At 61.5% G+C, this 14,470-nt stretch carries 11 protein-coding genes; 5 read left to right on the top strand and 6 right to left on the bottom strand.

Features of this window, described 5'->3' with window-relative positions:
- The first annotated feature begins 350 nt into the window (after nucleotides 1-350).
- The 3 genes from V5F59_RS22065 to V5F59_RS22055 all read left to right on the top strand — a co-directional run bounded on the left by V5F59_RS22065 (nucleotide 351) and on the right by V5F59_RS22055 (nucleotide 6,937).
- Complete coding sequence (locus tag V5F59_RS22065; RefSeq protein WP_393980743.1) at nucleotides 351-716, top strand: hypothetical protein; 366 nt, start codon at nucleotides 351-353, stop codon at nucleotides 714-716.
- A 541-nt stretch (nucleotides 717-1,257) separates the two neighbouring features.
- Nucleotides 1,258-6,159, top strand: a complete 4,902-nt coding sequence (locus V5F59_RS22060) for an NACHT domain-containing protein (RefSeq protein ID WP_393980745.1) — start codon at nucleotides 1,258-1,260, stop codon at nucleotides 6,157-6,159.
- Nucleotides 6,160-6,469: 310 nt separating this feature from the next.
- Nucleotides 6,470-6,937: a hypothetical protein gene (locus V5F59_RS22055; RefSeq protein ID WP_393980747.1), complete on the top strand. Its 468-nt coding sequence runs from the start codon at nucleotides 6,470-6,472 to the stop codon at nucleotides 6,935-6,937.
- Nucleotides 6,938-7,142: 205 nt separating this feature from the next.
- Here V5F59_RS22055 and V5F59_RS22050 read toward each other — a convergent pair whose 3' ends face one another.
- Entirely contained in the window at nucleotides 7,143-8,219 is a 1,077-nt protein-coding gene (locus tag V5F59_RS22050; protein ID WP_393980749.1) for a hypothetical protein, read from the bottom strand.
- 189 nt (nucleotides 8,220-8,408) lie between these two features.
- Nucleotides 8,409-10,019 carry a DUF1254 domain-containing protein gene (locus V5F59_RS22045; RefSeq protein WP_393981175.1) on the bottom strand — a complete coding sequence of 537 codons (1,611 nt, stop codon included), beginning with the start codon at nucleotides 10,017-10,019 and terminating at the stop codon, nucleotides 8,409-8,411.
- Between the two features lie 170 nt (nucleotides 10,020-10,189).
- Here V5F59_RS22045 and V5F59_RS22040 point away from each other — a divergent pair, with 170 nt between their 5' ends.
- Nucleotides 10,190-10,408: a hypothetical protein gene (locus tag V5F59_RS22040; RefSeq protein WP_393980751.1), complete on the top strand. Its 219-nt coding sequence runs from the start codon at nucleotides 10,190-10,192 to the stop codon at nucleotides 10,406-10,408.
- Nucleotides 10,409-10,419: 11 nt separating this feature from the next.
- Nucleotides 10,420-11,205 (top strand): AraC family transcriptional regulator ligand-binding domain-containing protein, encoded by a 786-nt coding sequence (locus V5F59_RS22035; protein WP_393980753.1) that lies wholly within the window; start codon nucleotides 10,420-10,422, stop codon nucleotides 11,203-11,205.
- Nucleotides 11,206-11,493: 288 nt separating this feature from the next.
- On the opposite strand, the gene V5F59_RS22030 is transcribed toward V5F59_RS22035, so the two are convergent.
- The 4 genes from V5F59_RS22030 to V5F59_RS22015 form a co-directional block, all read right to left on the bottom strand.
- Nucleotides 11,494-11,718: a hypothetical protein gene (locus V5F59_RS22030; RefSeq protein WP_393980755.1), complete on the bottom strand. Its 225-nt coding sequence runs from the start codon at nucleotides 11,716-11,718 to the stop codon at nucleotides 11,494-11,496.
- Between the two features lie 150 nt (nucleotides 11,719-11,868).
- Nucleotides 11,869-13,608: a DNA primase family protein gene (locus V5F59_RS22025; protein ID WP_393980757.1), complete on the bottom strand. Its 1,740-nt coding sequence runs from the start codon at nucleotides 13,606-13,608 to the stop codon at nucleotides 11,869-11,871.
- Entirely contained in the window at nucleotides 13,608-14,045 is a 438-nt protein-coding gene (locus V5F59_RS22020) for a hypothetical protein (RefSeq protein WP_393980759.1), read from the bottom strand. The genes V5F59_RS22025 and V5F59_RS22020 overlap by 1 nt, the downstream gene beginning before the upstream one ends.
- 161 nt (nucleotides 14,046-14,206) lie before the next feature.
- The gene (locus V5F59_RS22015; protein WP_393980761.1) at nucleotides 14,207-14,419 is read right to left on the bottom strand and encodes a helix-turn-helix transcriptional regulator; all 213 of its coding nucleotides are present in this window, start codon (nucleotides 14,417-14,419) and stop codon (nucleotides 14,207-14,209) included.
- Nucleotides 14,420-14,470 lie beyond the last annotated feature (51 nt).

Below are 14,470 nucleotides of genomic sequence, written 5' to 3'. Positions count from 1 at the left end.
ATTCCCTAAATGCCATGCCGATCCACCAATGTAAATACCTGATTTTGTTGCGAATTTTGCAACATTTCTGTTTTCATGTCGGCGATGTGATTATCTCAACACGTCATCGGCGCTCGTCTAAACGGGACTGCGTACAGAGCTGCTGGAGCCGAACGCACGGCGCTCGGACGGCAACTATAGCGATATCATGGGATGCCTCTGGATGGGTTCGCAGGTCAGCCCCCCGATAGCGTCTGGACTCAATGGCCGGGAAAACAGCCATGCATTGAATTGTAGGTGTAGAGCGCACTGGCTATTCGCGCGGGCACTGCGTTGCCTGAGTTCACGCAAATTATTGCTGGGGGGGACTTATGACGTATGATCAATATCTTGTTAGCAATTTGTTAATGATGAATGCCCTGTTGGCATTCGTCGCTGGCGTCGCGGCTTGGCGGTTTGCAAGAATATTGTCGCCTGGATGGGTGGTCGGAATCCTGGGGTTCCCATTTATAATTTTCATATCTACATTATTGTCAGCGATCAATGTGCTAGTTTGGTTGAGTTTGTGGTCAGGCGGCGACGGTGTGTTGCGCGCAATATATAAAAATCCCGGAGCTGCTCTGGATTTCTTTTTGGAAATGGCTATCGATTTTGGTCTAATTGGTATCGGGATTGCATCTATTATGTACGTTGTAAGCCGTATTTACGATCGGCGGGCGCGTCGGTTTGCAAGCTAGGACGCGGCTCATTAACGCGCAGCCGCAGCCCAATCGATGCAAGTTACACGAGGAACGCCACGCGGCTTGTTCGGCGGCATCGGCTTAATGGCAGTCCATTCATGATCGGGGAGTTCGTAGCGCACGATTCGAGCCCCCAGTTTGGAGCTTGAATCACGGCGCCGGGCTAACCGCAACGCTCCTGGCCCGGTCCTGGTACGGCGCATACGGACAGGAGTGGACATCAACCAACCAACAATCCTCGCCGAAATTGTCGAAATGACCCATAGCGGACTCTCAGACGTTCCGCTTTCAGGCGTCCACTCAAACTCCGCCGTGAGCAGAGGGCTGACTCTACAGCGGCTTTGAGAAGGTCCATTTCCGCGCCCGTTAAATTCTGAATTCACCGCGTCTACCATTCATCGCTCCGGCAGCGAGTGTCGGCTTGACCTGACGTCCGTCCACGCCGACTTGTTCTCCGCGACTGTGTCTAAGCCCGCGGCGCCGGTCCTAAGACTCCGAACTGTCGCGGCGTTTCCCCTATGGTAGTCTGGGTCCGAACATGCCCTCCGCTGCGCTGCTAACCGTCGTCGACAAGCCGCTTTGGCTGCTCGACGCCCCTGAGCCGAAGGTCGCGCCCCCGGTGGTGACGCGTCGTCAGCTGCTGCCTTTCGGCGAACTGTCCTGGCAGGACTTCGAGCGCCTCTGCCTGCGGTTGGCCCGGTTGGATGGCGATCCAGAACATTGGCAGCTGTATGGGACGGCCGGCCAATCCCAGGGCGGCATCGACATCCTGGTGCGGCAAGCTGCGCCGGACGGCTATGTAGTCTGGCAGTCGAAGCGCCACAGGACCTTCAGCCCCGCGAAGGTGAAGCAGGCGGTCGACAAATTCCTCGCGGGGAGCTGGGCCCAACGGTCAACGCGCTTCGTGCTGTGCACTTCCGCATCGCTGACCGAGACGGACGTCACCGATGCGATTGAGGCGCAGGCGGCCCGTCTGCGCGAGAAGAACATCGTCTTCGACACGCGCGATGAAGCCAAGCTGTCCGAGGCAATGAAGGACCATTCTGACCTGGTCGATGACTTCTTCGGGCGTGGATGGGTGACGGCCTTCTGCGGCGAGGACGCGGCGAGCAAGTTAGGCGAGCGACTCGACGGCCATGAGTTCAGCGATCTGAAGCAACGGCTGGGGCGCCTCTATGCCGAGCACTTCGCGGCCGTCGATCCGGGAGTCATCCGAGCCGCTGCGGCAACGACGGTAGCGTTGCGGCCGCCATTGGCCCTGGCCGCTCGGTTCATCCCGCCAGATCTTGTGTCCTCGGCCGAACAGGGTAGCGAGGGCTGGACGACGACAGTCATTCAGGCGCCGAAGACAGACACAAAATCCGGCTCCTCATGGTTCGCCGACCCTTCCGCACCGAGCATCATCCTGACCCAGCGTCGCGATCCCCGCACGGTGTCGTTGGAGACTTGGTCGCGGGATCTTGACCGAGCTGTCGTCGTCGGCCCACCCGGCGCCGGGAAAAGCACACTGTTGCGGTTCCTCGCCCTTGACATGCTCTCGGACTCGCCGCGCCTCGGCGGCCTGCGCGAACAGTTCCCCGCGGCCCTGCCGGTGTGGATCTCGTTTCCGTTCTGGACCCGTCAGATCAAGCGTGTGCAGGCCGGTGCGCAGGTTTCGGTTCAGGGGGTGGTCACGGACTGGCTTGAGGCCCACGGCGAGCCAGAGCTCGTTCCGCTGCTCCTGCGCGCGATCGAAGACCAGCGAACCTTGTTGTTAGTCGACGGCATTGACGAATGGGTGGACGAGACTTCGGCCGCCACGGCAGTCACCTTACTGCAGACCTTCGTGGGCGTGCGCAAGCTACCGGTCGTCGTCACCAGCCGGCCCTATGGCGCGCGATTGCTCGCCAGCCTGGACACGACCTGGGCACGCTTCGAGATGGCCCCTTTCTCGATCTCGCAACAGGTCGATTTCGTGTCGGCCTGGCTGCAACACCTGCTGCCAGCCCCCACCGATCTGACCGCAGCACCAGCCCGGGCCCGCGAACGTGCAGAGACTCTCGTCGCCGATATCCATCGGTCGCCACAGATCGTGCCCCTTGCAGAAGTGCCCTTGCTGCTGGCCGGATTGCTGGCGCTCTCGATTTCCGGCGCGGCGCTCCCCCGAAGCCGCTACCGGTCGTATCGGGAGCTCTGTAGCCGCATGCTGGAGAGCCATCCGATGGCGCGCGGGCGCGCCGCGATGGCCGCAGAGCAGGCCGACGATCTCGATCCGGCGACGCGGGAGAAAGTCCTCGCTGGTCTCGCCTATGCCGTACAGGCCAACCCGACGTCGGACAGCAGCCTGGATGCGGTTCGGCTTGGGGCTGCCCGCCAGATTTGTCACAACTTCCTGGTTGCGGACCTTGCTCTTCAGCCCCACGACGCGGAGGCTCGCGCCCGGAGGCTCCTAGCAGTCGGCGAGGAAGCGTTGGGCATCTTGGTTCGGAAGTCGCCGGAGGAGATCGGTTTCCTGCATCGTGCCTTCCAGGAGTTTCTAGCCGCCCAGCATATCACTGGCCTCTCTCTGGACGAGCAGGTCGCCATTATGGGCGCGTGGGCCACAGATCCGCGCTGGCGAGACGTCCTCCTCTTCGTGGTGGAAGCGGCACCCCGGGCTACCGAAGTCCAGATCTTAGTGGAGGCGCTGGAAGCCGCGCGCGATGCCGCGACCCCGGCCGATTGGTCCGTGACGCTACTGCTGGCCGATATCACCTTCAGTGACGCACGCCGCCCGATCGCCCTTACGCAACGTTTGGCCGAGTCGTTCTGCGAGCTGGTGGAGACGGGACCCGACCTTTCCGAGCGAGCGGAAATTCTCCGGCGCGTGGTCGCCGGGCTCTCGAACGAGCAGACCGCCAACCTGGTGCGGCCGCGCCTCTCCACCTGGTTCCCGGCCTGGTCAGACTTCAATCGCCGTGACGCCATCAAGCTGATCGCGGCATGGCCTGAGGATCCTGCCGTCGATCAGGTGCTCTGGCGCGTGTTGCAGGATGATGATGCCAACCTGCGCATGAACGCGGCCGCTGGACTCGCTGCGCGGTGCGCCGGCAACGACGATTGGCGCGCGCGTATCCTCAAGCTCGCGCAGACCACGTCCGCGCCGGGAGTGGCCGCCGCGGCGGTCTGGGCGCTGGCGAACGGTTGGCCGAAGACGCCATCGACCAAGGCGGCGGTCGACGCCTGCGCTGAAGCGGACGATCCGGTCTTGTTCCTAATCGGTATTCGCGCGCGTGTCGTTCTCAGAGACGTCCGTGATTCTGATCGTGATCGCTTGTTGGAGCAGGTCACAGCTCGGGAATGGGTTGCGCTCGATGACTACTTGGCCGTGCTTGCACTCGGGTGGTCTGGCAACGAAACGGTCAAGCAAATCCTATTGTCGGCGCAGCGGAACGGAGAGGGAAACGGTCAAGCGGTGCTGCGCGCTCTAGCCGCGATGTATCCACAAGACGATGAGGTTGCCGCCCAGCTGCGCCAGGACTTGCCGGATCGCTTCGGCGGGTTGGACCGGCATGAGTTCTTCGAGGATCTGGCCCGGAATTTCCGAGGTCATCCTGAGATGGCGGCATTGGTCGATACGTGGGCGCAAGAACGGGATCAACCCTACGAACTGGCCCGCGCGGCCGCCATTTTCCCAACACCGGCCCTGAAGGCCGCGCTGACCGCCACCCTCAAGAAGCCTGAATACCTGATCTTCTGGACCGTCGATGCGCTGCTCGATCTCTGGGGCATGGACGACCCTGATATCGCAACCGCATTGCGCCGCGTCGCGGACTGGGACTTGGAGACGATGAGCGGCGTGGCCGACCGGTTGCCCGAGATCCTCGGCGCGGAAGCCGCCAAGCCCCTCTTGCGCCAGATGGTCTCCGAGGCCGCCACCAACGTCCGAATGCGGGGCGACATGGCCCTAAAGGGCCTGAAGGCGATCGACGCCATTGACGAGGACTCGAGCATCCTCGGGGATATCCTGAAGATGGACCTCTTTGGCGACTTCTTCGTGAACAGCCTGACGGCCATGCGCCTCATCGAAGCGGCACCGAATGACCCGAGAGTCGTGGCGTTTGCCGTGAAAGCGCTCCGCCACGCCATCGGCCTCACCAGCGTGATCACCCTCTTAATGGGGCACCACGAGCCGGTCCGAAGAGCGATCCTGGAGGTCGTGGCGCCGCTTTCCACTCCCCTGCGTGTCGTCTTGACGCCACTATTGCAGGCGCGGGCAGTCGACGACGCATTCGCCCGCGACCTCTTGGCCGCCGGACAAGATGAGGTCGCCCGGGGCGTCGTCGTGGCGTCGGCGATCGCAATAGCTCGAACTCGTGCGGCCCGGGACGAACTCACGCCCCAATACAAGGCGTATCTTGGCCGTGAACTCAGGGCCATTGGCCCACGGATGGACGGTCGCCGGCTGGGCGCCTTCACGGCGTCGATCATCGCGGGTTGGCCCCATCTGCCCGCTGAAGTGATGGCGGGGGAAACGTTCTTTCACATCGGGATGACCGATCGGCTGCAGGAAAACAGGCTCGCCTATGAGGCTCTAGCGGCCAACTGGAACCGCGTCGAGCAGGCCTTTTCCATCGAGCAGATCCAGGAAGCCCTTAGTTTTGAGCCGGGCCAATTCATCGAGCGCTTCTCAGAGTACGCAGACCGGACGCCCAGCCTTCGCAAAGCACTTGAGATCGTCGATGCTCAGGCCTGGGCGGCGGGAAAACAGACGTCCGCTTCGTTGCGCTTCATGGCCACCAACCAGCCGAAGTCACGGTCGCTGATGGACCGATGCCTCATGGTGATCGCCGGACACGGTGATAACTGGACGACCCGACAAATGGAACTCACCGCCGCCGAACTGCTGGCCAACGCGTTCACCGGCGATCCTGGGGTTCTGGATGAACTTGCGCGAATGCTCGAACACGGGATTTGGTCCGGCCCTCTTGCCGCCCTTTGCGACGGCTGGCCCGATTCAGACTTGCTGGAAGAAATCTTCCAGAAGCTTGTGAACGATCCCGAGCAGCATCAGCGGCACCTCGACCACGCATCGATCTTCAAGGTGGTCGCGACGAAATCGAAGTGTGCCGCCGTCCTGCGCAATCTCGGCGCGGCAGCAACCGAAATGCGCGGCGGATATTGGGACGCCATCCCTTTCTGGCTCCCGACGATGAGCCGTCGGATCCGGGGTGACGACGAGGTCGCCGCCGCGCTTATGTCTCAGCTTTCGAGCGACGCAAGCGTTCCGCCAGTCCGCATGAGCTTTGCCTCGCTGCTCGCCGGCTCGCGTGGCATAGGCGGCGAATTGTCCGCCTGGTGTCGACAAGAGTTGAGGAAATCCCAGGATGCGCCGATCAGCCCCTTTGCTTTCGACGTCTGGATGGGCGCCACGGTGCCGGTCCGGTCGCGCTTGCTAGAACTGCTCAGGGACGAAGCCTGATCTCATTCTGCCGCAGGGGTGACCGCATACAAGTCGTGCTGCATCATGGGTGCGCGCGCCCTGGATGTATTGCAACTCCCCCAATCACGCATGTCCTTTTGGTTCGCTGCAAAGGTCTGCTCTTCGGACGGCGGCCAACTTTCACAACTGACGCGAGCCGTACCACCTCCCACCACGCAAATTATACCAAAGGCCAGTGAGCTCGACTCATGGGCCTTCGCCGAAGCCCGCATGGCGTATGAGCGAACCCACTTGGCAGCGGTCACAGATCGGGTCGATATTATAAAATGAATAGCGAGTAGGAGGGCTCATGGACTCACCAGCGGTAGCAATCGAGTTTTACCAGCAGATAGTCGAACCAACCGTGACCGAATTCTTCGCTGATCCGAGCGACAAACGGCTCGCATGTTTGGCTTGTCTCTGCCTTTCGGCGTTAGCCGAACACTATGTGCACGCGACGGCAGAGGCGTCGGAGACCAAGTCGAGCGTCAAAGAGCTCAGGCTCAGTTCGCGCAGGGAAAATTGGGCGGTTGGTCAAGTGAACGACATCGCTAACGCGACCAAGCACGTCATCCGCAGTGGTCCGGGCATCAGGTACGAAGACCTCGGTACTCAAGAGGTCGAGGTGGGGAACCTTCGTTGTGGGTGGCCAATAAACGGAGTCGAGGTGATGGTGGAAACATCGCCCGACGGCACGTTGTGGCTCGTGACGGAGCTCGTCGAGAGCGCGAACGAGTGGTGGAGAAGAAAGCTGGGTGTAGCCGAAGCCTCGGTCTGAAGGTGCGGAATCTGGAGCGAATCCAAGTTCCGCGATTGGCGCAGGCGGCCGCAGCGCCCGTGCGGACGACCCAAGGTGGACATCGGGAGCGTCCGCTTCCAGTTATGTTGGCTGCGCGCTGGCGAGCGTCCGACTTGGGGCCGGGAGCGGAAAGGCCGGTTTGACATAGGGATCAGGCAAGCGCTCTCGTTAGGTCAACAGTCATCTACGAGCTTGGCATCGTGTCTGACCACCAGACAAGGTTTCCATTGACGGCATTGGCGAGTTGGCTGAGCGCACCATTCGCCGGATCGCGAATGAAGACGTGATAACCCGGCGCAATTTCAGGCGGCATCGAGATCACGGAGGCGAAAGCGCCCATAACGTGGTTGCAGGCTTGGATGGTCCCAAATACAACGTGAGCGACCCATGGCAGCAACGATACCAGCGTGTCATTGTAATTATGGTCAGGCTTCCATTCGAAATCCGCGAAGGTCTTTGCATTACGATCAACGCAAAAGCCCTTTTCGGTGACGAAAATTGTTTCAACACTCCCGCCACCGTGAATGATCTTGTCGCGCGCCTTCAGGAGAGATACGTAGAATGGCGCAAAGCGATGATATTGCTCCGCCAGGACAGGCGGTATCGCATATTGGCCTGTCAGTTCCTCGATCGGCCTAGCTGTTTCACGTCCCTGAATAGCCATCTTCGTAAACTTATCGGGTAGCTTGTGCCGTTTTCTGATCGCTTCTTGCGCCGCGTCGAGCAAGTTGACCCGGTTGTTCCAAATGGCGGCTAGAGCTTCCTGAAGCAAATCGAACACTGATCTCGCGACCGTAATGAGATATTCCAGTTCGGTCTTAACGAACGAACTGATAAGCGTCTGGCCGATTTTGTCCCGGGTGTCGAAGAAGTGGCGAAGCTTTGCAACACTTGTTGCGAGCAGATGGAAGTCATCTTGAATGCCAAGGATGATCTGACTGACCTCAGGCCAACTTGCCCGCTGCCACATATGATCGACGAATTCTATCCAAATATCCGTCTCGTGAGCAGGCTGTTTGGCAACGTAGTTGGAATGAATGGCATCGACGACCTGAAGTTTGATGATCGAACCGGGAGGTGCCTCGGTCCACAGATGCCATGTGAACCCATCCCAGAGGGGCATCATCAATAGAGAGCGGCCGTCTACGGCCCGGGGATCAAGGTATACAATCTTAGCTAGTTCTGCTGCGGAAACTGCCCCCATCTCACTAATACCCTCAAGACGGATCAATGCCACCGCGCCAGCTTGGTGCACCAGCATGACATGATCAGCCGGGATTTAGAACATTCAACTGGATGTCGGCTTGTCGGCGCTGCTGTCAAGCAGGGATCTAATGTCGTTTCTTGGGGCGCAAAGCCAACCGTCCGCTATCCGGCAATGAGCCAATGTCTTGTCTTGGCGCAAGCGCGGCGCTCCCTCGATACGCGCCGCCGTCCGCTCCGGATGGGGTCACTCGACCGGTTCGATCTCGCTCGGGCGCCAGCTCTTCTCGAAGAACGACGGGAGCGGGCTGTAGAGGCGAAGAATCGTGAACCAACCTTTTTGGGGATCGGTTTGGATCCAGTTGCCGCGCGCGACGCCCTTCGGCTGGACGGGACCGAAATAAACTGCGGTGGTGCCATCGCTGGCCGCTTCCGCCGCAGGCGAGGGGTAGCTCTGGCTGCCGGCGCGCGGATACTTCTGTGGCGTCTGCAGCATCGAGCGCGTCTGGTTGTCGTAGAGCGTGAAAGACCAGAATGCCGCCGCCGGAATATCCTTGGGCAGGCTCACCTTGTAGGTCTTCGCGCCGTCGAACGGCTTGCCGGCGGAATCAAGGAAACCCATCAGATATTGCGAGCCCACGCCGGGGATCCGCATGATCATGCCCGGCGAGTCGAGCGTGTAGCCGTAGTAGAAGGCGGTGCGTGAATCGAGGGTGCGGGCGCCGGTCGGCGGGAGGGGCTTGAAGATACCCTTCTCGAATACGGGCGGGGGCGTCTCGAAGAAGGCGCCGCCTTCCCACAGCATGCTGCCCCAATGGGAGCCTTCATAATAGGCCCAATCCGGGTGCTTCAGCGCAAAGCGCCAGTTGAGCGCCCGGCCCGTCGCCTGGCCGACCGCGGCGGCTTCGGACAGGATCTTCCTCATCCGCTCGTCCGGCTGGAACGGCTTGCCGTGCACGATCCCGATGGCGGCGAGCTGGCCGGTCAGCTCCACGTCGTAGCTGGTGGCGGGCTCGTTCTGGACGTTCTCGTTGATCAGCTCGAAGAAGCCGAAGTCGCTGGGCGGGATCGTGTTGAACGCGCGTCCGGACGCCTCGATGAACTTCGTTTCCGGAATCTTCGGCTCGCCGGCGATGCGCACCGTACCATCGAGGGCCTGGGCAATGCTGGAGCCGAAAGCACCTGGTTGGTAGGGATAGACCTTCATGGTGCGCTTGATGTTGTCGACGGCCGGCTTCGGATCGTTGTCCACCAGGTTCGCACGCGCGGCATAAAGCGCGAAATTCGTCTTCGAACGGGCGACGAAGTAGCCGCCCTCAGGCAGCGGCCCCTTATAGTCGGGCCCCACGACCAGATACTTCCCGCCGAGCCCGCGGTCCGGCCCCGGCGCGCCGATGTCGATGATCCAGGAGAACCACATGTCGTTGATCGTGCCGATGGCGTTCGACGGCTGCTCGATCACCATGGGGCCTTTGCTCAGGTCGAGGCCGGTGAGGTAGTAGACCGTGTCGGCATTCGCGGTCAGGAACAGCGAATTCGAATCCATCAGCTCGGGGAAGATGACGACATCGCCGGGATTGGCGCCGATTCCCTGGAAGCCCTTGACGATGGCGAGCGCCGACGCCCCTCGGAAGCTGTTGTTGTAGACGTTGAGCGCGCGGGTGAAGTCCAGCGTGTCGTAGACCTTCTGCGCGGTTTCTTCCGTCGGCGCGCCGTCGCGAAACTCGAGCTTTCCGGCACGGGTCTCGATCGAGGAGGGCGCCGACAACGATTTGACCGTTTCGGTGGACACCTGCGCGTAGGCGGAGCCTGCCGCGAGCATCAAGGCAAGGCTGCCGATCAAGGTTGGCCGGATCATCGTTCGCGTCCCCTTCGCGGGCTCATTCACCATGTACGGACACCCCCTGCGCGCACGGGGCCAAATCATCAACGACTTGTCCGCAGGACCCTGTTGCCACGCTAAGCGGCAGCCGATATCGAAGCCACTCATTTTGCGCCACCGACGGCATGTTCAGGGACCCTCGTCACATGGCCGCAGTCCCTGTGATTTCCAGCCATGTCCTGCAGGGCCTGCCCGCGTTCGTACGCAACGAAATCGGGGAGAGGGCGCTCAAGCGGGCCAATCGTGCCGCAGGGTTCGATGTCGAGCTGATCGAAGGCTGCCATAGTTTCATTCCGCAACAGGCGATGGTTGATTTCGTCGATGCGGTCGGAAAAGCAGCCGGTGAGCCCAATCTCGGCTCCTGATCGCCCCCGTCATGGATGCCGGAGCGTATGGCAGCTTCGGACGCTATGTGTTTGGCGCTGGCACCCTCGGACAGGCGATCAAGCGCAGCATCGAGGCGCTGCGCTATCACAGCACCTATGACAAGCTGTCCGTCACGACCGTTGCCGGCGAAGTCCGGTATAGTTACGCATCTTCCTTGGCCGGCACCAAGGAATACGCCGCTGTGGCCAGCGCCGCAGCCGGCGAACTGCTCAGCCTCTTCAGGGCCTATTTGCCCGAGGGCTGGCGGCCCTTGCGTATAGAACTCGACATCGAGACACCGCATCAGGCGGCTCTTTTCGAGGACGTGTTTCAGTGCCCGGTGCTCTTCAACGCGCCAGCCGTGACCATCGTCGCCGAGCGGCGCCATCTGATGGCGGCTTCAAAGCGCGCGGCGCAGCCAATCGTGACCTTGGAGGATGTCGCACGCGACCGGCCGGGCGGCGCTCCACGGAGCCTGCTGGGCGTCGCCGTCGAGCAGATCCGGACCCAGGTTCTCGCCGGCGACGTCGCGATCGAGGATATCGCCCGATCCATAGACACCAGCGTCCGGACGTTGCAGCGGGAACTGCACGGTGCCGGGACGGACTTTCGTCGTCTCACGACCGCGGTCAGAGTTCAGCGCGCGACCGAGCTGTTGCGCCATACGAGCGGGTCGGTCACCCATATTTCCGCAGAGTTGGGATATTCCTCCCCCGCCAATTTCGCCCGCGCCTTTCGAAAGGCGACCGGCCTCGGGCCGCGCGAATTTCGCGCGATGAAGCAGCGCGGCGGCTGAAGGCTCGGCGCGCATAAGTGCGGTCTGAAGCCGATATCTCACCTGACTGAGAGCTGCTTTCCGAAACCGGAAATGCTCAACAAGAATGTCCGCTTTGCTGGCTGCAACCCGGTGTCCGGTTCTGGCGCATCGAGACATTCTGTGTTGCCGCACAACCCCGGCGGCTATAGGGGCAACGCGGACATTGCCTTCGCATCACGCCGCTGGGTTTATGAGTACACGGCCTAGTTCATGCACGGGCACGCCGCATAGTGCATTCGACGGGAAGCTTCGCAAGAGTTACAGATTTCAAACTGCCCTAATCCGATCCGCTGTCGCCATGGCGGCGGACAGGCGCTCGCGGTCGGCGTGACGAAACTGGAGCTGAAGCCGGGCGCGAGCGGCATCGAGGCTGTTGGGGTCGACCTCCCCTAACTGAGCTTCCCATTTGGCAATTTCGGCTTCCACTTCGGCGAGGCTCCGGCGTAGGAAGGCTTCGGCTTTGGCCGGATCGTTCAGGTCTTTAGAGTGCATGACGTCCTCATGGGCCGGCAGGGTGAGGCGCGCTGAGACGCATTTCAGTACATTGTAATCCCATTTTCTTCTGCTTTATATTGGCTTATATAACCCTCTTTAATCTGACTTCACGTGCAATGGTGAGAGACGCGTCTCAGCGCGGCTCACTCACCAATCGTTGTATGGCCGGGAACGATCCTGCTCGGTCGCACCAGCAATGCCGATCCCCTCATAGAAGCGTGTTTGGTGCCCCTCGATCCTCGGCCTTACAACGCGAAGACCGGTAACGACGGCCCTCAGGTCACGCCCGAATGTATAAATGGTCCCTGGCTCCCGCCGCCCACTGGCCTCGCACCAGAGCTTCCATTCACCGAACAGGCGCTCGGCCGGGCATTGCAGGCCCGAGGCGACGGTGCACCGATCCTTCACGAACGAGGCGACCGGTGAGCCGAGGGCTTCCAACTCGTCAACTGCCTCGCGTGCGCTGTCGGGCTGGAGGAAATAGCCGCGCTTCTGAAGCCTGAGGTAGCCGACACGCGCCCAATTCAGGATGCCTGGAAGCTCTCCCATGAGGCGGTTCCCCAGGGCACGGTCTTCGTTGCCGAAGAACGAGCGTTCCATGGTCAGCACCACAAAGCGCGAGGCGAGCGCCCCTGATGCGTCCGAGAGGCGGGGCAACTCATTCGTCATGATGAGGAACCGGATGGGCAGCCGCCCCGTCCACGCCGAGAGGAACTTGCGGTCGATGGTGATGCTGTCCTCACCGGAGATCGACAGGAGCCGTTCTGCGATGGCAGCCTGATCGGCCCTGGCGCTGAGTCGCGCGTCGCCGATGCTCGCGACGGACCTCCCGATCAAGGGGGCTAGACCGAAGTTCGTCGCGAGGCTGGCGAGCGTAGGGGCGGCCACACTGTCCCGCCCGAGCAGTCCCGTGAGGACCCGCGCTATCGTTCCCTTGCCGGAACGTTTCGGCCCGACGATGAGCATGATCTTTTGTTGCGACGTGTCCGGCGCGAGCAGATAGCCTGCGATGTCCTGCAAGGTCTCGATGGACTGTCGGTCCTCACCCCATATTTGCTCAAGGAAGCGCAGCCACTCCTTCGGCTCCAACGCGTCCGGATCGAAGGCGACACCAGCGGCGTTGAGGCCGAAATATTCCGGCGTTGGAGGGTAAAGGTCCCCACTGGAAAGATGCAGCAAGCCGTTCTGCACGGGCAGCAACTCGATGGCCGGTGGCATGTCGTTTTCAGTGAGCCACGCCGGTGGCTCGACGTGGGCACTCAAGTTGCTCGCGGCGGCGAGGGCCGCGCGCACATCGCCAACGCGGGCGCGGGTAGGCCGGAAAGGTTCAGGATCGGTTTCCGTGAGGCAAATGGCGTGCTCAAGGAAGGTCCATATGATCGCATCCACCGCGCCGGGATCAGCCTGCCTGTAGTGGACGCCGGTCCATTCGTGAAAGGTGCCGCGATGGTGGTGCAGGGTGCGCACCCCGTTCTCGGTGTATCGATCAGCGAGCAACTTCCGCGCGGACTGCAGTGGGTCGCGACGGTCAAGAACCAGCGGCGCGCCCAAGGCGGCATCCCCCGCCGCCCGAGAATGCTGGACAGGCGGCGGCGAGCGCCGAGAGGGAGAAGCGTGACAGCCGCCCACGGGGCCGGAGCGCACGCCAGCGCGATCCTCTGCCGGCCGATCATAGGCAGGCGCCACGGTCTGCCGCTTGATCTTGCCCGACAGCTCCATGTGCCGCGCTTCGATTGCGCGCTCTGCCGGCGGCACCCATAGACGCGCGGTGGTCCTCATGTACGTGTCTAGGTCGGATTTTGTCCAACCGTCATCAACCGCGTCAGCGCAATCCCACCCGTCAGGCGGGCGCACGCCGGCCCGCCAGTCGGCGAAGGTGTAGGCCATCACGCGCGCCCCCCTTTTACGGTCGCGAGCAGGATGGGACGGCCGGGCGCGAGATTTTGAATGAGATTGTACCAATCCGCCTCGTGCTCAAGGCGCGTTTCGACGATCATGGCATGTTGGCGGAGGTCCACCGCGAGATGCGCGGCCGCTGCATATGCCTCGGCGAGCGGCGCGCATGAGATCAGCACGAACGCCTCTGAGGCGCGGATAGCCCGCTTGAGAGACGGCCGATGGAACCCACTCGGTCCGAGAGATTTCTCGGTGTCATCCCCGATCAAGAAGATTGTTGGGATGCTCCCATCCCGAGTAAGTCCGAATGGCTTCCTCGACTGGATGTCGTTTACGATATCAACGTGACCATAGCGGGCCGCTACGGCGAGCACCGCAAGATGTTTAGGTCCGCCGGCGATAATCACGTCAAGACCTTCGGGCTTCATATACTTCACGTGAACGCCCTCGCAGCATGCGCGGGCTGGCCTATTGATGCGATTATGGCAACGACGATGTCGCTTTAATGACTCGCACCCACAGCCAGCACCCGGTTGAAACGCGGCCGGGCATTTGCTTTTTTGCCCGGCGAGTGGGGATGGCAATAGTGTCAGGCCATGCCTCGCGCAGCCTTGAGGCGGTCGATCACGCCAAGAATTTCGGAACGCGGCCAACGCGACAGGCTGCCCAGCTTGAGAGGCTTCGGTGCGGTTCCATCAGCAACGCGCCGCCAAAATGTCGGGGTGGAAACGCCGAGAAGAGCGGCACTTTCCTTCACATTGAGCAGCGGGTCGGGAGATGTCGTGAGTTCGGAAGCGGTCATATCGGCCTCACTGATTTGCGATGCGCCGATACTTGATGATGTGAAATTTTA

This window comes from Xanthobacter nonsaccharivorans, from assembly GCF_043194755.2.
Taxonomy (GTDB): domain Bacteria; phylum Pseudomonadota; class Alphaproteobacteria; order Rhizobiales; family Xanthobacteraceae; genus Xanthobacter; species Xanthobacter autotrophicus_G.
Note: the sequence above shows the minus strand (reverse complement) of the source record. Positions and strands in the feature narration are given on the sequence as shown.